The sequence below is a fragment of the Intrasporangium mesophilum genome (genome assembly GCF_054783095.1).
Map to the genome: position 1 here is coordinate 13826 of NZ_BAAGRF010000013.1, position 19751 is coordinate 33576.

Sequence of the window (19751 nt, forward strand, 5' to 3'; positions counted from 1 at the left end):
GATCAGCCGAGCTGAGGATCAGCCGAGCTGAGGATCAGCCGAGCTGGTCACGGCGGCGGGTCAGCAACGCCCGCTCGGCGGTGTTGCCCGCCAGCTCGATGGCTCTGTCGTATGCCGCCCGGGACTCCTGGTCGCGGCCCAGCCGGCGCAGCAGGTCGGCTCGGACCACGAAGTACGCGTGGTAGTCGACCAGCGCGCTCTGGAGGCGGTCGACGATCGCGAGAGCGACGTCGGGACCGTCGAGCTCCGCGACGGCAACGGCTCGGTTGAGGGCGACGATCGGCGACGGGTCGAGACGAACGAGCCGGTCATAGAGGGTCACGATGAGCGACCAGTCGGTGTCGCGGACGTCGCGGGCCTCGCTGTGCACGGCGTTGATGGCGGCCAGGAGCTGATACGGGCCCGGGGGCTGGCCCGAGGCCATGCGCTCCATCACCAGCCGATGACCCTCGGCGACCAGCACGGCGTCCCAGGCTCCACGGTCCTGCTCGTCGAGGGTGACCAGCTCGCCGGCCGGCGAGACGCGGGCGGTGTGACGAGCTTCGATCAGCAGCATCAGCGCCAGCAGGCCGGCCACCTCGCCGTCGTCCGGCAGGAGCTCACGAAGCAGCCGGGCGAGGCGAATGGCCTCGCCGATCAGGTCGTGTCGCACCGGGTCCGTGTCCGGGCCGCTCGCCAGGTAGCCCTCGTTGAAGACGAGATAGAGGACGGCCAGCACGCCGGAGACCCGTCGCGGCAGATCCTCCGCGCTGGGCACCCGGTATGGGATGCGGGCCGCCTTGATCTTGGCCTTCGCACGGGTGATCCGCTGCCCGAGGGTGGCCTCCTGCACCAGGAAGGCGCGGGCGATCTCCGCCACGGTGAGACCGCCGACCAGGCGCAGCGTCAGAGCCACGCGGACCTCCGGTGCGAGCGCCGGGTGGCAGCAGGTGAAGATCAGTCGAAGCCGCTCGTCTTCGACGGCACCCACCGGATCGGGCTGGACGTCGTTCATCAGCTGGGCCTGTATCTGCTTGTCCTCGCGCTTGGTCTCGCGCCTGATCCGGTCCAGCGCCTTGCGGCGCGCGGTGGTGACGAGCCACCCACCCGGGTTCGGCGGGACGCCATCGGCCTGCCACCGTTCGACGGCGGTCGCGAAGGCCTCTGCCGCAGCCTCCTCGGCGACGTCGAGATCGCCGAACTGCCTGGCCAGAGCGGCGACCACCCGGGCCCACTCCTCGTGGTGGGCGCGGGTGACCGCCTCACCGCTGTCGGCCGGGCTCGCCGTTCCGGCGCTGCGCTTCGCCGCCGGAACGCCCGCAGGCCCCGTCAAGGAGTCTCCAGCGGCTCGAACGGCCTCCGGAAGCGTCGCACCTCCTGCGGCCAGCCGCAGGCCTGCGCGATCCGTCCCGCCCAGTGACGCGCCGCCTCCTCGTCGGCCACCTCCACGACGGCGAAGCCGCCCAGGTGCTCCTTGGACTCGGCGAACGGACCGTCGGTGAACAGCGGCCGGCCGCTCGAGGCATCGACACTGAACACCGGCGCCTCGTCGTCCAGGCCGCCGGTGAAGATGAAGACCCCGGCAGCCTTCATCTCGTCCACCAGCGCGCGAACCGTCCTGCCCTTCTCGCGGAGCTGCTCGTCCGTGTGCTCTGGCACCCACTCGCCGTTGAAGGCGATGAGGTACTCGGTCATGGTCTCCTCCTTTGCCGGATGGCCTCCGTGGCCACCCTCCACCCTCTCCACGAACGGCGGCATCCGAATCCGACAGCGCGTTCCGGGCTCGTGCTCAGCGGTCGCGTCGAAGGCTAGCGACGCCGGAGCCCTGCGACGCCACTCCGAACTTCCGACGCCACTCCGAACTTCCGACACCACTCCGAACTTCCGACACCACTCCGAACTTCCGACACCACTGAGAACTTCCGACGCTACTCAGAACTCAGGCCAGCTGGTCGCGACGGCGGCTGAGGGCAGCGACCTCGGCCCTGTTGCCCGCGAGCCTGATGGCCTCGTCGTACGCGGCGCGCGCCTCCTGGCTACGCCCGACGCGGCGAAGCAGGTCCGCGCGGGCTGCATGGAAGGCGTGGTAGCCGGCCAGGCGGTCATCGAGCCGGTCGAGGATCGCCAGGGCAACGTCCGGGCCGTCCAGCTCGGCGACCGCGACGGCCCGGTTGAGAGCGATGATCGGCGACGGGCCGAGGCGGACGAGCTGGTCGTAGAGGGCAACGACCTGCGACCAGTCGGTGTCCCGGACGTCACGCGCTGAGGTGTGCACCGCGTTGATCGCGGCGAGGATCTGGTAACGCCCCGGAGCAGCCCCGGTGGCCAGCCGCTCGCGCACCAGCCGGTGCCCCTCCTCGACCAGTGCGGCATCCCACGCCCCGCGGTCCTGCTCGTCGAGGGGCACCAGCTCTCCGGTCGACGAGACGCGCGCATCCCGACGGGCCTCGGTGAGCAGCATCAGTGCGAGCAGCCCGGCCACCTCACCGTCGTTCGGCAGGAGGGCTCGGACCAGGCGGGTCAGCCGGATCGCCTCGGCCGTCAGGTCGTGGCGAACCGGGTCGGCCTCGGGTCCGGTCGCCAGGTAGCCCTCGTTGAAGACGAGGAAGAGCACGGCGAGCACGCCGGCGACGCGAGCCGGGAGCTCCTCCGCGGACGGCACGCGGTAAGGGATGCGCGCCGCCTTGATCTTGTCCTTGGCGCGCGTGATCCGCCGGCGCATGGCAGCGTCCTGGACCAGGAACGCGCGCGCGATCTCGCTCACGGTCAGCCCGCCGACCATGCGCAGGGTCAGCGCCACCCGCGTGTCCATCGCGAGCGCCGGGTGGCAGCACGTGAAGACCAGACGGAGACGATCGTCGTCGAGGGCGCCGCGGGGCTCAGGCCGCTCGTCGGACAGCATCTGAGCCTCCCTGTGCTTGTCGTCCCGCTTGCTCTCGCGCCGGATCCGGTCGATGGCCTTGCGGTTGGCGGTCATCGTCAGCCACGCACCGGGGTTGGGAGGTATGCCGTGGCTCGGCCACCGCTCCACGGCGGTCGCGAACGCCTCGGCCGCCGCCTCCTCCGCGATGTCGAGGTCACCGAACCGCCTGGTCAGAGCCGCGACGACCCGAGCCCATTCGTCGTGGTGGGCCTGGGTGATCGCCACCCGCGCGTCGGCCACGCTCACTGGAACGGGCGCACCTCGACCTTGCGGTTGCAGGCTTTCGATCCCTCCGCGGCGAGCTTCAGCGCGACGTCGAGGTCGGTGGCCTCGATGATCCAGAAGCCGACGAGGTACTCCTTCGTCTCCACGAAGGGGCCGTCTGTGAAGATCGCCTCACCGTCACGGTTGTCGATGACCGTGGCCGTGCTCGGCGCCCCGAGGCCACCCGCGAAGACCCAGTGGCCCGCGGCCTGGAGCCCCTCGTTGAACTCGTCGATGGCGGCCATCTCGCTGGAGGTCGCGGAGCCGGTGAGGTCGTCGATCACGGAAACCAGGTACTGCATCTTCGTCATCTCCTGTGGTTCGGGGCCGCCGTCGTGGCGGCCGCTCACCCCTTCTACGAACGCGAGCGCCCCGATCGGACACCCCTGCCGGAATCTTCTCAGGACGTCCAACCGGCCTTCCTGCTGGCCTTCCTGCCGGCCTTCCTGACGCGAACTGGCTCGCGCTGGCTCGTGCTGCCGCCCCGGACAAGTCGGGTATGCCGCTCCGGCCCGCCCGCGGGTCAGCCGAGTGCGCTTAGCCGGCGTGGGACTGCTCCTGGCCCCACGCGTTCGCGCTCAGGAACCGGCGAACGGCGAAGACCCACAGCACGCAGAGGATCGCCACGAGCAGCAGCGCCAGCAGCCAGGGCGCGGGCCGCGCCCAGCCGACCAACAGCGCCGCGGCCGCCCCGGCCCACATGGCCACGCTCACCGGCTGGTAGACGGCGGACAGCAGCCGGGCGTCTTCGAGCGTCCGCTCGGTGACGGACAGCGCGAGGAGCCCGACGGCGACGGCGCCGGCCAGCAGCCACGCGGTGCTCGCCGGTGTCCGCGACTCGTGTGCGTGCTCGATGAGGCTGACCATCGCCGCGCCGGCACCGGCGACCGACAGCGTGATGGGCAGGTGGCTGAGCAGCCAGCTCGCGATGGCGGGACCCTCGTCCCGGGGCAACCGGCGGCCGACGAGGTCGAAGTAGATCCACCACAGGCCCAGCCCGATCCACAAGGCGATCAGCCCCGTGGTGATCGTCTTGACGTCGTGCTCTGCCGACGACGTCCCGTTGACCACGCCGAACACGACCTCGCCGAGCACGATGATGGTGAACAGCCCGAACCGCTCGACGAGCGAATCGGTGGGCGGCATGCCGCGGTTGAGGCTCACCGTCGCTCGACCGAACGCGAACATGAAGGCGCACCACACGACGACGACTGCCGCCCAGGCGAGCATCCGAGGCCCGGCGGGCAGGAAGGCGCTGCCGAGGATCACGACGACCGCGACGCTCATCCCGGTCACGTAGCGACCCGTCTCCCCGACGTACTCGGGTCGGTCGCGGCGCTCCTCACGCCGCACGGTGGAGTACAGCCAGGTCACGACGGCCAGGAAGACGGCATACACGAGGGCGAAGGCCGGACCGCTCTCGTCAGCCGCGTGGCCGGTGAAGACCGCCAGCAGGGCCAGGATGGTCATCTGAGCGAAGACGACGCTGCGGGTGCGTCCGTCGTCGCGACCGTGGATCTCGATGTAGAGCGAGCCGTTGATCCACGCCACCCAGATCAGGCCGAACACGACGGCGAACTGAGCGACGGCCACAGCCGAGACATGCTCGGCGAGATGGTGCGCCGCCTGGGAGATGACGGCGACGTAGACGAGGTCGTAGAAGAGCTCGAGGAAGCTCACCGTGCGGTCGGCGACGGTGTCCCCATGAGGCCGTGGCGGACGCCAGAACCACCGCTTGAAGGCACCGCGAGTCTCGCTCGGCATGGCGGAAAGGGTAGCGGCGCCACGTCATCTCGGGGGGCGCCGAGGCTCAGCCGTCGGCGATCGCTGCGATGGCGCTGACCTCGAGGAGCGCTCCGGGCACGCCCAGACCGGCGACCCGCGCTGCGGTCACGAGGGGCGGCGCGCCCGCGCGCGCCAGCCGCGGGGCGATCGCCCCGTAGGCAGCACCGAGGTCGGCGTCCGCCGAGATGAGCACCGTCCAGGCGACGACGTCCCCAAGGGTCGCCCCAGCGGCACCGAGAGCGGTCTCGACGTTGTCGATGGCCCGCACCGCTTGGGCCGAGACGTCATCGCTCGCAACGACTTTGCCGCTCTCGTCCACACCGTTCTGGCCACCCACGTAGATCGTCGTCGCGCCGGGCGGGATGACGACGGCGTGGCTGAACGCCGGGCTCCGCACGAGACCTTCGGGCTGTAGGTATCGAATCTCCACACTCGAAGGCTGCCACGTCGCACCGACAGCGCGGGGACCAGCGAGCGTGATGACCAGCCTCGAATGCCGCCCGCCGAAGCCGGTGGATACGGCGTTGAGGCAGAGTTCACTCTCCCGATGCTGACCGGCGTCCTGCGCGTCCGGCAGCGCTGAGCGCCCGCGACACCTGGCCACGGACCGGACAGTCCGCGGACTGGCCTTGCCAGGTCGCCCGGTCTGCCTCTAGCCTCGGTCTTGCTCGCTCGTGACGACCGTCACGAATGTGTAAGACACCTGGAGAGATCAGACCCAGTGGAGACATCAGACCGGAGACGCCGTTGCTAGCTGCCGAAGTGCTCCATGGTCACCGCAGTCGCCGACTGCAGGTGCGCCCGCGACAGCGCCTCGGCACGTTCCGGGTCGCGGGCCAGGATCGCGTCCAGGATCCGCGCATGCTCGTCGACGTGGTCGCGCTGCAGCTGGGGCGTGGTTCGGAAGAGCCGGCGCAGCTGGCTGTGCAGACCGACGATGCTCGACAGCAACAGCGGGTTGCCGCTGGCCTGACCCACCGCCTCGTGGAAGGCCAGGTTGGCCGCGGACGCGCCACGCGAGTCGCGCTCGTCGAGCAGCTCTCGCGACAGGGTCAGGGTCGACCGCAGCCGGTCGGCGTCCCGATCCGTATGCCGCAGCGCCGCCAGCCGGGCGGCGAGGCCTTCGAGCGGCTCCCGCAGCTCGAGGAGGTTGCGCACCTCGTCACGGCCGAAGGGCGTCACGGCTGCGCCACGACGGGCGTTCTGCGTGACCAGGCCCTCGACGGCGAGCGTCTGGAAGGCCTCCCGGATCGTGATCCGCGACACCTCCAGCTCGTCCGACAGGTCGCGCTCGACCAGCCGCTGCCCGGGGGGCAGGTCGCCGTCGATGATCCGCTCGCGGAGGTTGTCCGCCACCTCGTCCCGGAGTGAGCGGAACCTCGATCCGAGGGTCGTGCCTGCTTCGAGTGCCATCACCAGCTCGCTTTCCCTGTTGTCAGTTCTTGCACGTCGTTCCAGATACCAGCAGTTGATCCCAGCACCTGGTCCCAGCCTCAGCAGTCTGATGAATATGGTCTACCATAGTCCAAATCCCATGGAGGGACGCATGTCCGACAGCCCGTACCGCGGCTCGCTCGTCGTCCGCAACGTACGCCTCGGCCACCAAGAGCCACCCGTCGACGTCCACATCGAGCGTGGTGTGATCGACGCAGTCGTGCCCGCCGCTGGCCGAGCGATCCCGCTCGACACGCCCGACCCGCCCGACCGTGTGGACGACGGGTGCGAGGAAGGACATGGCTCACTCATCCTTCCCGGCCTGATCGACGCACACTGCCACCTCGACAAGACGTTGTGGGGACGGCCGTGGGTGCCACACTCGGCGGGGCCGGCGCTTGCTGACCGGATCGCCAACGGTGAGGGCCGGCGCGAGGAGCTCGGAGTGCCCGGCCGTGACGCAGTCCAAGCGCTCGCCCGGCAGATGGTCGCGTGTGGCACGACGGCTGTGCGGACCCACACCGACGTCGACCCGGAGATCGGCCTGGCGGGCCTCGAGCTGGTTCGCGATGTCGCGGCCGAGCTCAGCGGCACGCTCGACATCGAGCAGGTGGCCTTTCCCCAAGGTGGGCTGCTGACCCGCCCGGGCACGGCAGAGCTGCTCGAGGCCGCACTGCGGGCAGGGCTCGCCCAGTGCATCGGCGGTATCGACCCCTCGGCCGTCGAGCGCGATGCGGTGCGACACCTCGACCTCGTCTTCGGCCTCGCCGAGACCTACGGCGCCAAGGTCGACATCCACCTGCACGAACGCGGCACGCTCGGCGCGCACGCGATGGAGCTGGTCATCGAGCGCACGCGTCGCCACGGGTTGCAGGGTCGGGTCGCGCTGTCCCATGCGGTCGCGATCGCGGAGGTCGACCGAGCCCAGGCGGACCGCATCGCGCAGGGACTCGCGCAGGAGCAGATCTCACTCGTGACCGCGACGGTCTACAACACTCTCGTGCTGCCGATCGAGCGCCTCGCCGCGCAGGGCGTCAACGTCGCCGCGGGAAACGACGGCATCCGGGACCTCTGGGGTCCCTACGGCAGCGGCGACATGCTCGAGCGGACCTACCACCTGGCTTATCGGAGTGGCTTTCGCACCGACGAGCAGATCGCCAGCGCCTTCGACGTCGCGGTGCGCGGGGGCGCCCTGGCGCTCGGCCGCGGGGTCCACGGGATCGAGCCGGGCGCTCCGGCCGACTTCTTCCTCGTCGACGCGGCGAGCATCGGAGAGGCCGTGGCCACCCGGCCGGTGCGCCGGCTCGTCGTCAAGGGCGGTGTCGTCGTCGCGCGCGATGGCGTCGCGACCGCCCCGCCTCAGGCATCCCCAGCGACGAGCCCCAACCGCCCCGGGTCGAGTGAGCGCCCAGTCCCAACCCCCCGGGTCGAGTGAGCGCCCCGCCCCACCAGCCCATCCGTATGCCGCCACGCCCCGTCGAGTGGGCGCCCCGCCCCACCAGCCCATCCGTATGCCGCCACGCCGCGTCGAGTGGGCGCCCCGTCACACCATTCACGTGACCTGTGGGGCATATGTGACCGGTGTGACGGAGCGCCCACTCGACTAGAGGGGAGGCTGGTGACGAGGAGAAGCGGGATCAGGCGCCGCGCGACCGTCTGGACCGCCTGACCGTCGCCCGAGGCGCCGCGCGACCGTCTGGACCGCCTGACCGTCGCCCGAGGCGCCCGCCGACAGCCCACGTCGCACTGCACCCACAGTCAAACCCAACAAGTAGTCCGTTATGAAATCATTTGGCCCGTTGTTGTGGTCGATGGTCGACCATATACTTACTGCCACGCACATCCCAGAAGGGGGATCACCGTGACCATTGACAGCCAGGCCGTCGCGCTGGCGGAGCACGTGCAGGAGCGCGCCCGTCGATCGGAGGCCCTGCGCGAGCTCCGTCGTCCGGAGGCCCGCCGACGCCCGTCCGAGCCCCTCGTCCTCGCGCCGAGCTGGGTCCTCACCGAAGGTCCGGACGACGAGCTCACACTGCTTCGCGACCACGAGGTCGTCGTGGTCGACAACGTCATCGCCGAGGTCCGCCCGCAGCGCGGCTCCACGGACCAGCGCATCGAGCTCACCGGCCAGCTGCTCCTGCCGGGCCTGATCTCGATGCACAGCCACGTGGCCGGCGGCCTCGTCACGAGGGGCTACGTCGAGGGCAACCTCACGCCGATGAGCAAGGTCCCCGAGCAGCGTCAGGGACGGCAGTTCCTCCACGCGATGGTCATGCTCGACGACCTGTCCACCGAGGACCTCGACGTGGTCACGGCGCTGAACCTCGTCGAGATCCTGCGCGGCGGGTGCACCACGCAGGTCGAGATGTCCAAGAGCCTCTACGCCATGCAGTCCTACGTGCGGGTCGCGCGCGAGCTGGGCGTCCGCGGCTACCCGTCCGGCGCCGTCCCGGGGATGAAGCGGATCCTGCCGATCTGGAAGCGAGGCACCGACGACTCGGTCCTGTTCGACTCCGTCCCGGACACCCTGGCCGAGATCGCCGCGAACCTCGCCTACGCACGGACCATCAACGGCGTCGACGACGGCCGGATCCGGCCGATGATGGCCCCGGCGACGAACGTCGTGCACACGCCCGAGACCTACCTCGCGATGAAGGAGGCGGCGCGCGAGCTGCACGGCCTGCACATCCACCTGCAGTCGGGCTACGGCCGGGCGCCCCAGCCCGACACCGTCGCCCTCAACCGGCTGTGGGGGCACGACGAGGTGCCGTGGCTCGAGAGCCTCGGCATCTTCGACGGCTCGGTCCGGGTGTTCGGTGCCCACCTGCTCGGCATCGACTTCGCCCGCGACCTCCCGATCCTGGCGAACGAGCATTTCACGTTCGCCAACTGCCCGTCCGGCACGGGCGCCGGGGTCACCCCGGCGCAGTGGCCCTGGCCCGAGGCTCTCGGCGCCGGGGTGAACTCCGGGCTCGGGCTCGACACGCACTCGAACGACTACATCGAGAACCTCAAGCTGGCCGTGATCTACGGCCGCATCCGAGCGGACTTCCTCGGCGACACCACCCCCGTCCCGATGGTCCGCCCCTCGGTCCACACCGCGATCGAGGCCGCGACCCGCAACGCCGCGCGCGGCCTGGGTCGAGCCGACCTCGGCCGCATCCGCGCCGGCGCCAAGGCCGACCTCACGAGCATCGACGTGAGCGGCCTGCTCGTCGGTGTCGGGACGGCCCCGCGGGAGCCGCTCAACCACCTGCTCTACGCCAACGGGCTCTCCGTGCGCAACGTCATGACCGACGGGCACTGGCAGGTCCGCGACGGCATCGCGATGGACATCGACGAGGCCCGGCTCCTCACCCGCGCAGGCGAGATCGTCACGCGCATGTGGGACGCCATGGAGGACGCCGGCGTGTTCGTCGACCAGCCCGACGAGGACTACGTCCCGGCCGCCCAGTGCGGCTGACCCGGCATACCCCCTCGTCTCCCAGCACCACAACCCGAACGTCCAGGTCCGGTGCCGCGCCCGCGGCCCGGCTAGCCGAGAGGCAGACACACAGCATGACCATCCACAACTCCCTCACGCTGACCCGCCGCGCCATCGCCGTGACCGCCGTATGCGGCGTGGCCCTGCTCGGGGCCGCGGCCTGCGGCGTCAACGAGCCGCCGACCTCGTCGTCCACGGCCAGCGCCCGGAGCGGGTTCGACGAGACCGCTCCCCTGGCCAAGCTGGTGCCCCAGAAGTACCGGGACAAGGGGTCCCTCGCGGTCGGCACGCAGCCCGACTTCGAGCCGGCCAACTTCACGCCCATCGGCGAGACCGGCATCAAGGGCTTCAACGTCGACCTCATGGAGGCGATGGCAGCCAAGCTCGGACTTCCTGTCACCTGGCAGAAGGTGCCCTTCGACCAGCTCCTCATCGGCATGCAGAGCGGCAAGTTCGACGCCGCCATCGCCGGGATGACCGACCGGAAGAAGCGCCAGGAGCAGGTCGACTTCCTCGACTACCAGTACGCCGGGACCGTGTTCATGGTCGCCAAGGGCAACCCGAAGGGGATCACCAGCGCGGTCGACGGCGGCTGCGGCATCAAGATCGGCGACGTCAAGGGCAGCGACGCCCAGCGACTCGTCGACCTCATGGCCGCGGCCTGCACCAAGGAGGGCAAGCCGCCGACGCAGCTCATCTCGTTCCCCAACAGCAGCGACAAGAACCTCGCGCTGACCTCGGGCCGCGTCGACGCGATCTTCTGGCCCGACATGGCGGTCTCCGTCATCCAGCGCGAGACCGGCAACAAGCTCGACTCCCTCCCGGTCGACTTCGAGCAGAAAGTGTTCCTCGGGGCGACGTTCAACAAGAACGACCCGGCCCTGCGGGACGCGTTCCTCGCTGCCCTCAAGGCGATCCACGAGGACGGCACCTACGCGAGCATCCTCAAGAAGTGGGACGTCGAGGTCATCAACCTGCCCACTCCCGGCATCAACCTGGCGACGAGCTGACCATGCAGACGCTCGTGCAGCCCAGCGAGAGGCACTTCGTGCGCGGGCCGGCCGAGATCGACGAGCCGGCGTCCGCGCCCGTCCGGGCGCGGCGCCGGCGGCGGTACGGGCAGCTCGTGACCGCGGTGGTCGCCGTCGCGCTGCTGGCCTGGTTCGTCTCGTCGCAGTGGTCGAACCCCAACATGGACTGGTCGGTCACCGCCCAGTACATGTTCCACCCGACGATCCTTCGAGGCGTCGGCGTCACGATCCAGCTGTCCATCCTCAGCATGCTCATCTCGATCGTGCTCGCCTTCTTCGTCGCCCTGATGATCCAGAGCGACAACCGGGTGGCCAGCACGCTCGGACGGGTCTACGTGTGGCTGTTCCGGGGCGTGCCGATGCTCGTCCAGGTGCTCCTCTGGTACAACCTCGCGGTGCTCTTCCCGACGATCCTCGGCCGGGACACGAACACGCTGATCTCCGGCTTCACCGCCGGACTCTGCGCCCTGTCGCTCGCCGAGTCGGGCTACATGGCCGAGATCATCCGCGGCGGGCTGATCTCGGTCCCGCCGGGGCAGACCGACGCAGGGGTCAGCCTCGGCCTCACCCGCAGCCAGGCCCTCCGACGGATCGTGCTCCCCCAGAGCATCCGCGTGATCATCCCGCCGACCGGCAACCAGTTCATCGGGCTGCTCAAGGCCAGCTCGCTGGTGTCCGTGATCGGCGGCAGCGACCTGCTCACCCGCGCCCAGCTCATCTACGGGCAGAACTTCAAGATCCTGCCGCTGCTCGTCGTCGCCACGCTCTGGTACCTCATCCTCGTCACCATCGCGAGCATCGGGCAGTACTTCATCGAGAAGCGGCTCAACGTGTCGCAGCCGGGCAGCCGGCGAGCGCGCCGCTCCGTCACCGGAGGTGCGTCATGACCACGACACCGGCCACGACACCGGCCACGACACCGGCCACGACACCGGCCACGACACCGGCCACGACACCGGCCACGACACCGGCCACGACACCGGCCACGACACCGGCCACGACNTCCGCCAGGCTGGCCACAACAGGGACGATGCTCCGGGTCGAGGGCGTGCAGAAGTGGCTCGGCGCCAACCACGTGCTCCGCGGCGTCGACCTCACGGTGAGCACGGGCGAGATCGTCTGCATCCTCGGTCCGTCCGGCTCGGGCAAGAGCACCCTGCTGCGCTGCATCAACCACCTCGACCCGGTCGACGGCGGCGTCGTCGAGGTCGCGGGCGAGCGGGTCGGCTACGAGCTGCGGTCCGGCGAGCTCTTCGAGCAGCGCGAGCGCAACGTCGCCCGGGCCCGGCAGCAGATCGGCATGGTGTTCCAGCACTTCAACCTGTTCGGCCACATGACGGTGCTGCAGAACGTCGTCTACGGACCCGTCAAGATCCTCGGGCGACCGCGCAAGCAGGCCGTCACGGAGGCCGAGGACCTGCTGCGCACCGTGGGCATGGGAGACAAGTCGGCGGCATACCCGAGCCAGCTCTCCGGAGGCCAGCAGCAGAGAGTGGCCATCGCGCGGGCGCTGGCCATGGGCCCGGCGCTGATGATGTTCGACGAGCCCACGAGCGCGCTCGACCCCGAGCTCGTCGGCGAGGTGCTCACCGTGATGAAGCACGTGGCCGAAGAGGGCATGACGATGCTCGTGGTGACCCACGAGATCGGGTTCGCCCGTGAGGTCGCCGACCGCGTCGTCTTCATGGACGGGGGCCGTGTGCTCGAGGACGGGCCCGCGCGCGACGTGCTCGACAACCCGCAGCACGAGCGGACCGCGAGCTTCCTGAGGAGGGTGCGGTGATCCCATCTGCCACCCCTCCTCAGGTCGACCCGGCCCCCGTCGAGCCGGGCCGGAGCCGCCCGTCGACCAGGGACGACTGCGTCCGGCTCGACGAGCAGGACCCGCTCGCGGCGTTCCGTGAGCGGTTCGACCTTCCGGACGGCGTCATCTACCTCGACGGCAACTCGCTCGGTGCCCTCCCCCGCCACACGGCCGCCCGCGTCGCCGACCTCGTCGAGCGGGAGTGGGGCCAGGGTCTCATCGGCAGCTGGAACTCCGCGGGCTGGTTCGCCAAGCCCGGCGCGCTCGGCGACCGCATCGCGCCTCTCATCGGCGCGGGGCCGGGTGAGGTCGTGGTCGGCGAGTCGACATCGAGCAGCCTGTTCCAGGTGGTCGTCGCAGCGGCCCGGCTGCGACCGGGCCGGTCGGTCATCGTGTCCGAGCGCGCCAGCTTCCCCACCGACCTGTACGTCATCGAGGCGGTCCAAGAGCTGCTGGGCCTCGAGCGCCGGCTCGTCGACGACGGGCCGGCCTTCGACGACGTTCTCGACGACGTACTCGATGACGACGTTGCGGTCGTCGTGCTCACGCACGTCGACTACCGCACCGGCCGGATGCACGACCTGCCGGCCGTGACCCGGAAGGTCCACGAGGCCGGCGCCCTCATGGTGTGGGACCTGTGCCACAGCGTCGGCGCGGTGCCGGTGGACCTCGGCGCCGCCGGCGCCCGCTTCGCTGTCGGGTGCACGTACAAGTACCTCAACGGCGGGCCCGGTTCCCCGTCGTTCCTGTATGCCGCTGCGGACGTCCAGCACGCCGCGCGCCCTGCCGTGACGGGCTGGAACGGACACGCCCGTCCGTTCGACTTCGTCGTGCCCTACTCCCCCGCCGACGGTGTCACCCGATTCCGTGTCGGCACACCCGCGCTGCTGTCGATGGCCGGGCTGGAGGCGAGCCTCGACGTGTGGGCCGACGTCGACCTGTCCCTCGTCAGGGCCAAGAGCCTGGCCCTCACCGACCTGTTCATCGAGCTCGTCGACACCGAGCTGCGCGGCCTCGGCGTCGAGGTGGTCACCCCTCGCGAGCACGCCCGGCGCGGCAGCCAGGTGTCCCTGCGGACCGAGCACGCGTGGGCCAAGATGCAGGCGCTGATCGAGCGGGGCGTCGTCGGCGACTTCCGGGCGCCGGACCTCATGCGCTTCGGGTTCACGCCGCTCTACACGACGTACACCGACGTGTGGGACGCCGTGCGCGTGATCGCGGACGTCCTCGGAGCCGGCACCTGGCGGCAGGCGCGCTTCGCCGAGTCGCGGCTCTCCGCGTCGGGTGTGGTCACGTGAGATGCTGGCGGGCTGAGAGCAGCCGCAGACAGACGTCGCGGCTCGTGCGCACATGCCTGAGTGAAACCTCTTGCGCCACAAGGACATCGCCGCTGGCGACAGCCCGATAGATCTCCTCGTGCTCAGCGTGGAAGATGCTCGGGTCGTCGTTCTGCCGCAGGAGCCAGTGAAGCCGGCCCTCCAAGGGCTCGAGGATCGAGGCGAGCAGGTCGTTGTGCGCCATCGCGGTGATCTGGTCGTGGAAGGCCTGGTTGCAGCGCCCGACCTCCAGCACGTCGGAGGCACGGATCGCCGCTGCGGACCGGTCGAGGATCTCCCGCAGCCGTCGCAGCTCGGCCGGGTCGGTGCCCTCGGTCGCCAGCCTGACCGCCAGCACCTCCAGGGCTTCTCGCACGTTGAAGAGCTCCCGAACGTCGTGCTCCGACATCGCCGTGACGAAGACCCCCTTGCGCGGGACCTCGGTGACGAAGCCTTCGCCCCGGAGCTGGACGAGCGCGTCACGCACCGGCACGCGCGAGACCCCGAGCTCCTCGGCGAGCACCCGCTCGACGAGGCGCTGCCCGGGCTCGAGAGTCCCGTTCACGATGCGGTCGCGCAGCTCGTCCGCCACCTCGTCGCGCAGCGAACGATGGGCGGCCCCCAAGGTCGGGGCTGCCAGGTCGGTCCGGTCCGCGGCCACGGGCTCAGGCTATCCACTCGACTCCACGAGACGGCATACCGTCGGGCTCGAGCCGGTCAGACCGGCCGTCAGGCCGGTGCGGACGGCGAGAGCGGGCCCGGCCGTGATGGCCGGGCCCGCTCCCGTTGGTGCGGCATACCTCTGTGGTGACGGTCAGCCCTGGTAGCCGACCACCGCGTTGAACCACGCCCACCCGTTGGGCGAGCCGACACCGGTGATGTCGTCGTAGCCGTTCGCGACGTGGATCGTGAGGTTCTGGTCCTGGTCGAACGTGCGCAGGACGTAGGCGAGGCCGTTCTTGTCGTTCTCGCTGTTGACGTAGTTGACGCGCACCGTGCCCGGGTACGTGGCGAGGTCGTTCTTCGTCACGTCGTAGGCCGAGCTGCGCGCGGCATACAGGGCGGGGTTGGCCAGGCCGTAGTCGTGACCGGCCGCCTTGACCACGAGGGCGAAGATGCCCGCGTAGATCGGGGACGCGAGGCTCGTGCCACCGATGCGGTACTCGTCGTAGTACACCCCGTCGGAGAACTGCTGCGTCTCGCCGACGAGCATGCCCGTGTTCGGGTCGGCGATGGCCGAGACGTCCGGCACGACGCGCATCTTCTGGCTGCGGCCACCGCTGGTCTGGCCGAGGGCGAGAGCGTCAGGCACGACACCCTTCTGCCAGTCCGGCTGGGCGAACATGCGGGACGTTCCGCCACCAGCGCCGTAGAGGTAGCTGGCCGACGGGAACGAGCCGTTCTTGAGGGTGGATGTGCCACTCTGCCAGCCCAGCTCGAAGACCCGGCTGTTGTCCTGCCCGACGCCGATCGACGTGCCACCCACGGCCGTGACGAACGGGCTCGAAGCGGGCCAGTCCGGCGTGGCGGACGCTGCGGCGGCGGGGTTGCCGCCGGTCTCGTCGCCGTTGTCGCCCGAGGAGAAGAACAGCGAGATGCCCTCGGCCGCAGCCTGGATCTGGGTGTCGACCTGCGGCTTGATGTACCCGGTCGGGAGCGCCTCGCCGCCGTAGCCGTAGGAGTTGCTGACGATGTCAGCGAGGTGCCCGTCCACGACCTTGTTCATGATGGCGTCCATGTCGCGGTGGTTGTTCGGCGAGCCGATGTAGGTGATGTTCGCACCCGGAGCCATCGTGTGGACCGCCTCGATGTCGAGGGTCTCCTCGCCCGCCCACCCCGTCGGGTCCTGCTTGTTGTTGGTGGCCCGGTTGTAGGTGCCGGGGGCCACGACCTGGGTGAACTGGCCCGGCTTGAACGTCGGCAGGTTGTGCCGCGTCGAGTAGGTGTTGACGTCCGACTCGATCGTCGGCGACGCGTAGGCGTCGATGATGCCGACCGTGACGCCCTCGCCGGAGTTGCCGCCGGCGATGACCTTGTCGACGCCGTAGACGCCCTGCAGCTGCGCGCCGCTGTACCCGCACGGGGCGTACCCGTAGTTCGGGCTGGCCGGCACACCGGTCTGGGGCGTGTTGGCCGTCGTCTTCTCACCCCAGTAGCTGGAGCAGGGCTTCGCGTTGCGGAACCCGGCCGGGGCAGGGAGCTTGAGAGCGGGCTCCGCGAGCGTTTGCGACTCGTCGAGCCCGAGGACGCCCTCGACCTGTCCGAGGCTGGCCGGGATGGTCAGCGCGCTCGAGTTGGCCCGCACGTTGTGGCCCTGCACCGTGTACTGCGAGAAGGTCGTCTTGAACGCCGCAGCGGCCTGCGCCACCGAACCGGTCGCCTCGACGTACTTACGGTTGGCCGGCACGGCCCCCACGGTGAAGCCCTGGCTCCTGAGCCAGCTCGACACGCTGTCGACGCTGGCCTGGCTCGGGGAGAACTTCGCGCGGAACTGGGCCGGGGTGAGGAAGTGCCCGAACAGCGAGCTGCCCTTGGTGGACACGGCGTTGGCGTATGCCGCAGCAGCCGCGGGGTCGCTGTAGTCGAGGTAGACGCGGAACGTCACCGTCGTCGAGCTGTTGCTCGAGCCGGTTCGGTGAGCCGCGTTGGCCCACGACGGAACACTTCCGGGCAGCGCTTTGGTGGCAGGGGCGGCGGATGCGGCCCCAACGGTCGCGGCGGCGATGGCCGCCACACCCGCGAACGCTGCCGCGGATCGGATGAGTCGAGACAAAGGTGATGCCTTCCAGATCATGGCGACGTACCGGCGAGACGCACGGCCCCCTCACTCAACGCGGAACAGGGACATCTCACCCATGACATTTGTCATGAGGTCAGAACGACCGGCCGCAGAAGGTGTGGAAGGCCGATCTCAGAAGGTTTCAAGAGAACTCAGAACCTGCGACACGGTCTGGTTGACCTGACCTCCGCGGGCGATACTTGCGCTATGTCTGAGCGTGCTTTCGAGGAGGACCAGGGCGACCTCCAGCACCAGGTCGACAGGCTGCGCGCCGACCTGTCCATCAACCGAGCAGACATCGACGCGCTCCAGGGCCGCGCGGCCGACGACCACCGCCGGATCGACCACCTCGAGGAGCGTGCCGATCTCGACGTCGAGCTGATCGCCGAGCTTCGAGCCGAGGGAATCCTCAGCCGAGAGCAGACATCACACCTGGAGGAAGCGCTCCGGTCGTCTCGCAAGATCGGGGCTGCCATGGGCATCCTCATGGCCTCCCGGAGGGTCAGCGAGGATGAGGCGTTCGACATCCTCAGGAAGGCCAGCCAGAACACCAACCGCAAGCTGCGCGTCATCGCCGAGGAGGTCGCGCGCACGGGCGACATCGGCCAGCTGCCCGAGCTCTAGGAGTCCTGCCGGGCCGGCGCGCGGCGGGCGCGTGACGCCGCGCGACGATGCCGCTCGAGGCCCCCCAGGATGAGGTCGACGGAGAAGGCGAACTCTGCATCGTCGTCGCACCCGCCGAGCGCACCGTCGTGGGAGACGGAGACGGCGAGCTCGGCGAGCCTCGGGAGACTGGCGGCCCACGCTCGGGCCTGCTGTGCCGCCTCCTCGGAGTCCGGACGGACGTTGTCCTTGTCGTCGTAGAGGTCCTGGCTGAAGCCCAGGATCCGGCTGCCGAGGACATGGATCGCGTGGTGGACGAGACCCACGTCGAGACCGCCGTCGTGCAGGATGCCCAGGAGGGCGTCGAGGTGCCGCAGGGCCGCCGGGGTCGGGGTCGGGCGCGCCTTGAGCACGTCGGCGGTCCATGGATGTCGGAGCATGACCTCGCGAGCGGCGAGCATCGTCGCCCGTGCCGAGGACTGCCAGCCGCCTGCGTCGACCACCGGCTGGATCTCCGCGACGACGGCGTCGGTCATCGCGTCGAGCAGGCCGTCCTTGCCCTGGACATGGCGGTAGAGGGACATCGGGTCGACGCCGAGGTCCTGGCCGATCCGGCGCATGCTCACCGCACCGACGCCCTCGCGGTCGGCGATCGCGACCGCCGCGGCCACGATCCGCTCCCGGCTCAGGCGAGCCGGGGTGTCACCGCGGCGCCGGGCACCGGTCGCTGGCTCACGAAGCATCGTCCAAGTCTAGGGTGACAGCTCCTACAGTGTAGGTCTACGCTGTAGGCCTACACCGTAGAGTCGCCGCGCTGGAGCCACGGAGGATGCGATGACCACCATGCCGACCAAGCCCACCAAGTCCACCAAGCCTTGGATCCCGCCGCGCTGGTTCATCCGAGGCGCCTGGCGCGTGCACCGGATGCTCTTCCGGATCAGCGGCGGGAAGCGGCCCCTGCGAGCACCCTTGCGCGGCGGGGCGTTCGGGATGCTCCGGTTGCGCACGACAGGACGTCGATCCGGGACGGAGCGCGCGGTCATCCTCGGCTACTTCGAGGACGGCCCCAGGCTGGTCACCCTCGCGATGAACGGCTGGGGCGACCCACCACCGGCCTGGTGGCTGAACCTGCAGGCGACTCCGGACGCCGAGGTCGACACCGTGGACGGACCTCGGATGGTCCGTGGCCGCGCGGCAGCGGGCGCCGAGCGCGACCGCCTGTGGGCGGCATTCGCCGACTACAGCGGCTGGGGCAACGACATCGACCGCTACGCCGCGCTCCGATCCCACGAGACGCCGGTGGTCGTGCTCGAGCCGCGGACGGACTAGTGCTCGACCCGCTACGTCGAGTGGGCGCTCCGTCACACCTTTCGCGTGACCTGTGGGGCACAGGTGACCGGTGTGACGGAGCGCCCACTCGACTCAAGGGGAGAGACTACGACGAGGAGACGCGGGCCTCTGCGCCCGGCGGCATACCGTTCACTCGTCGGGCCACAGGATGAAGTCCGGTGCGGCACGCCGGGCCGGGATCGGCCCGATCTCGTCGAGCAAGGACCGGATCGCCCGCAGGCGGCCCGGCGCCAGCTCCAGCGGCGGCTCGTCGGGCTGGTAGGTCGTGCGGACCGGGTAGTCCACTCCCGGCTCGCGGGTCATCTCGATGTGGCAGCCGAGCAGGTGCGTGACCGGACGCCGCTCGGTCAGGGCGATGAGGCGGTCGATCGTCCGGGAGTAGGCGACCCAGTCCTCGATGTAGAGCCGGCCCGGATAGACGGTGTCGCCGGTCAGCAGGAACCCGGTCCACGGGTCGTAGTACGTGATGGCAGCAGCGTCATGACCCGGAGTGGCCATCACCTCCAGCTCCCGCTGGCCAAGGTCGAGGATGCGCACACTCTCGGCATCCTCGAGCCCGAGGAAGGCCCAAGCGCTCTCTCGGTCGGCTGCGACGAGCGTGGTGTTCGGCCGGTCCTGGAACTGCGGGTCGCCCGCAACATGGTCATGGTGCGAGTGCGTGTGCAGCACGAGCAGCTGGTACCCCAGGCGACGGTGGTGCACGAGCCACGATCCGACGAGGTCGTCGACGACCTGTCGAACCGGAAAGTACCTTGGGGAGGCGGTGGCGCCCGTGTCGACGAGCAGGGCGCACTCGGAGCCGAAAAGCAGGAAGAGGAACGGCGCCTCGTAGTTGATGGCCTTGTTCTGTCTGAGGATCACCGTGTGCTCGTCATACCAGTGGACCTGAAGATCGGGATCGGCGTTGTGCTTCGCCGACTCCGACCCGTGGTTCCAGGCGACACCGAGGGGGCGGTGGCTGAGCTTCTGGCCGGTCAGCGGCTGCGACGCAGACATGGC

General features: G+C 69.9%; 19 protein-coding genes. 8 read left to right on the forward strand and 11 right to left on the reverse strand.

All coding sequences use genetic code 11. The annotated features are described in order from the left end of the window. Nucleotides 1-34 precede the first annotated feature (34 nt). The 7 genes from ACYVLP_RS11690 to ACYVLP_RS11720 all read right to left on the reverse strand — a co-directional run bounded on the left by ACYVLP_RS11690 (nucleotide 35) and on the right by ACYVLP_RS11720 (nucleotide 6364). Nucleotides 35-1312 carry an RNA polymerase sigma factor gene (locus tag ACYVLP_RS11690; RefSeq protein ID WP_460627517.1) on the reverse strand — a complete coding sequence of 426 codons (1278 nt, stop codon included), beginning with the start codon at nucleotides 1310-1312 and terminating at the stop codon, nucleotides 35-37. After that, the gene (locus tag ACYVLP_RS11695; RefSeq protein ID WP_460627518.1) at nucleotides 1309-1674 is read right to left on the reverse strand and encodes a YciI family protein; all 366 of its coding nucleotides are present in this window, start codon (nucleotides 1672-1674) and stop codon (nucleotides 1309-1311) included. The genes ACYVLP_RS11690 and ACYVLP_RS11695 overlap by 4 nt, the downstream gene beginning before the upstream one ends. Before the next feature lie 244 nt (nucleotides 1675-1918). Beyond that, on the reverse strand, nucleotides 1919-3142 hold the full coding sequence (locus ACYVLP_RS11700) for an RNA polymerase sigma factor (protein WP_460627781.1): 1224 nt from the start codon (nucleotides 3140-3142) through the stop codon (nucleotides 1919-1921). 2 nt (nucleotides 3143-3144) lie between these two features. Then, nucleotides 3145-3468: a YciI family protein gene (locus ACYVLP_RS11705; protein ID WP_460627782.1), complete on the reverse strand. Its 324-nt coding sequence runs from the start codon at nucleotides 3466-3468 to the stop codon at nucleotides 3145-3147. A gap of 235 nt (nucleotides 3469-3703) precedes the next feature. Next, nucleotides 3704-4930: a low temperature requirement protein A gene (locus ACYVLP_RS11710; protein WP_460627519.1), complete on the reverse strand. Its 1227-nt coding sequence runs from the start codon at nucleotides 4928-4930 to the stop codon at nucleotides 3704-3706. Nucleotides 4931-4976: 46 nt separating this feature from the next. Next, nucleotides 4977-5381: a RidA family protein gene (locus ACYVLP_RS11715; RefSeq protein ID WP_460627520.1), complete on the reverse strand. Its 405-nt coding sequence runs from the start codon at nucleotides 5379-5381 to the stop codon at nucleotides 4977-4979. A gap of 320 nt (nucleotides 5382-5701) precedes the next feature. Further along, nucleotides 5702-6364: a GntR family transcriptional regulator gene (locus ACYVLP_RS11720; protein ID WP_460627521.1), complete on the reverse strand. Its 663-nt coding sequence runs from the start codon at nucleotides 6362-6364 to the stop codon at nucleotides 5702-5704. Between the two features lie 133 nt (nucleotides 6365-6497). Here ACYVLP_RS11720 and ACYVLP_RS11725 point away from each other — a divergent pair, with 133 nt between their 5' ends. From ACYVLP_RS11725 to kynU, 6 genes are all read left to right on the forward strand, one after another. Then, a complete protein-coding gene (locus ACYVLP_RS11725; RefSeq protein ID WP_460627522.1) occupies nucleotides 6498-7820 on the forward strand; it encodes an amidohydrolase in 1323 nt (440 codons plus the stop codon). Nucleotides 7821-8246: 426 nt separating this feature from the next. Continuing rightward, entirely contained in the window at nucleotides 8247-9848 is a 1602-nt protein-coding gene (locus ACYVLP_RS11730; protein ID WP_460627523.1) for an amidohydrolase family protein, read from the forward strand. A 95-nt stretch (nucleotides 9849-9943) separates the two neighbouring features. Further along, entirely contained in the window at nucleotides 9944-10879 is a 936-nt protein-coding gene (locus ACYVLP_RS11735) for an ABC transporter substrate-binding protein (RefSeq protein ID WP_460627524.1), read from the forward strand. Nucleotides 10880-10881: 2 nt separating this feature from the next. Then, nucleotides 10882-11787 (forward strand): amino acid ABC transporter permease, encoded by a 906-nt coding sequence (locus ACYVLP_RS11740; protein ID WP_460627525.1) that lies wholly within the window; start codon nucleotides 10882-10884, stop codon nucleotides 11785-11787. 143 nt (nucleotides 11788-11930) lie between these two features. Beyond that, a complete protein-coding gene (locus ACYVLP_RS11745; RefSeq protein ID WP_460627526.1) occupies nucleotides 11931-12683 on the forward strand; it encodes an amino acid ABC transporter ATP-binding protein in 753 nt (250 codons plus the stop codon). After that, nucleotides 12680-14002, forward strand: coding sequence for a kynureninase (gene kynU, locus ACYVLP_RS11750; RefSeq protein WP_460627527.1), 1323 nt, complete (start codon nucleotides 12680-12682; stop codon nucleotides 14000-14002). The genes ACYVLP_RS11745 and kynU overlap by 4 nt, the downstream gene beginning before the upstream one ends. Here the strand turns inward: kynU and ACYVLP_RS11755 are convergent. Together ACYVLP_RS11755 and ACYVLP_RS11760 are read right to left on the reverse strand one after the other, a co-directional pair. Further along, on the reverse strand, nucleotides 13995-14681 hold the full coding sequence (locus ACYVLP_RS11755) for a GntR family transcriptional regulator (protein WP_460627528.1): 687 nt from the start codon (nucleotides 14679-14681) through the stop codon (nucleotides 13995-13997). The two genes, kynU and ACYVLP_RS11755, sit on opposite strands and share 8 nt — an antisense overlap. A gap of 153 nt (nucleotides 14682-14834) precedes the next feature. Beyond that, nucleotides 14835-16793 carry a S53 family peptidase gene (locus ACYVLP_RS11760; protein WP_460627529.1) on the reverse strand — a complete coding sequence of 653 codons (1959 nt, stop codon included), beginning with the start codon at nucleotides 16791-16793 and terminating at the stop codon, nucleotides 14835-14837. 213 nt (nucleotides 16794-17006) lie between these two features. On the opposite strand from ACYVLP_RS11760, the gene ACYVLP_RS11765 reads away from it, so the two are divergent. After that, nucleotides 17007-17423, forward strand: coding sequence for an ANTAR domain-containing protein (locus ACYVLP_RS11765; protein ID WP_460627530.1), 417 nt, complete (start codon nucleotides 17007-17009; stop codon nucleotides 17421-17423). Here the strand turns inward: ACYVLP_RS11765 and ACYVLP_RS11770 are convergent. After that, nucleotides 17420-18145, reverse strand: a complete 726-nt coding sequence (locus ACYVLP_RS11770) for a TetR/AcrR family transcriptional regulator (RefSeq protein WP_460627531.1) — start codon at nucleotides 18143-18145, stop codon at nucleotides 17420-17422. The two genes, ACYVLP_RS11765 and ACYVLP_RS11770, sit on opposite strands and share 4 nt — an antisense overlap. Before the next feature lie 91 nt (nucleotides 18146-18236). Between ACYVLP_RS11770 and ACYVLP_RS11775 the strand changes: the two genes are divergently transcribed. Then, nucleotides 18237-18731: a nitroreductase family deazaflavin-dependent oxidoreductase gene (locus tag ACYVLP_RS11775; RefSeq protein ID WP_460627532.1), complete on the forward strand. Its 495-nt coding sequence runs from the start codon at nucleotides 18237-18239 to the stop codon at nucleotides 18729-18731. A gap of 150 nt (nucleotides 18732-18881) precedes the next feature. Here ACYVLP_RS11775 and ACYVLP_RS11780 read toward each other — a convergent pair whose 3' ends face one another. Then, nucleotides 18882-19748: an MBL fold metallo-hydrolase gene (locus ACYVLP_RS11780; protein WP_460627533.1), complete on the reverse strand. Its 867-nt coding sequence runs from the start codon at nucleotides 19746-19748 to the stop codon at nucleotides 18882-18884. Between the last annotated feature and the right edge of the window lie 3 nt (nucleotides 19749-19751).

Excerpts from the sequence above, each read along its gene's own strand:
- ACYVLP_RS11695 (WP_460627518.1), bottom strand. The coding sequence starts at position 1,674 with ATGACCGAGTACCTCATCGCCTTCAACGGCGAGTGGGTGCCAGAGCAC.
- ACYVLP_RS11735 (WP_460627524.1), top strand. The coding sequence starts at position 9,944 with ATGACCATCCACAACTCCCTCACGCTGACCCGCCGCGCCATCGCCGTG.
- ACYVLP_RS11740 (WP_460627525.1), top strand. The coding sequence starts at position 10,882 with ATGCAGACGCTCGTGCAGCCCAGCGAGAGGCACTTCGTGCGCGGGCCG.
- ACYVLP_RS11765 (WP_460627530.1), top strand. The coding sequence starts at position 17,007 with ATGTCTGAGCGTGCTTTCGAGGAGGACCAGGGCGACCTCCAGCACCAG.
- ACYVLP_RS11705 (WP_460627782.1), bottom strand. The coding sequence starts at position 3,468 with ATGCAGTACCTGGTTTCCGTGATCGACGACCTCACCGGCTCCGCGACC.
- ACYVLP_RS11720 (WP_460627521.1), bottom strand. The coding sequence starts at position 6,364 with ATGGCACTCGAAGCAGGCACGACCCTCGGATCGAGGTTCCGCTCACTC.
- ACYVLP_RS11780 (WP_460627533.1), bottom strand. The coding sequence starts at position 19,748 with ATGTCTGCGTCGCAGCCGCTGACCGGCCAGAAGCTCAGCCACCGCCCC.
- ACYVLP_RS11725 (WP_460627522.1), top strand. The coding sequence starts at position 6,498 with ATGTCCGACAGCCCGTACCGCGGCTCGCTCGTCGTCCGCAACGTACGC.
- ACYVLP_RS11770 (WP_460627531.1), bottom strand. The coding sequence starts at position 18,145 with ATGCTTCGTGAGCCAGCGACCGGTGCCCGGCGCCGCGGTGACACCCCG.
- ACYVLP_RS11745 (WP_460627526.1), top strand. The coding sequence starts at position 11,931 with ATGCTCCGGGTCGAGGGCGTGCAGAAGTGGCTCGGCGCCAACCACGTG.
- ACYVLP_RS11775 (WP_460627532.1), top strand. The coding sequence starts at position 18,237 with ATGACCACCATGCCGACCAAGCCCACCAAGTCCACCAAGCCTTGGATC.
- ACYVLP_RS11710 (WP_460627519.1), bottom strand. The coding sequence starts at position 4,930 with ATGCCGAGCGAGACTCGCGGTGCCTTCAAGCGGTGGTTCTGGCGTCCG.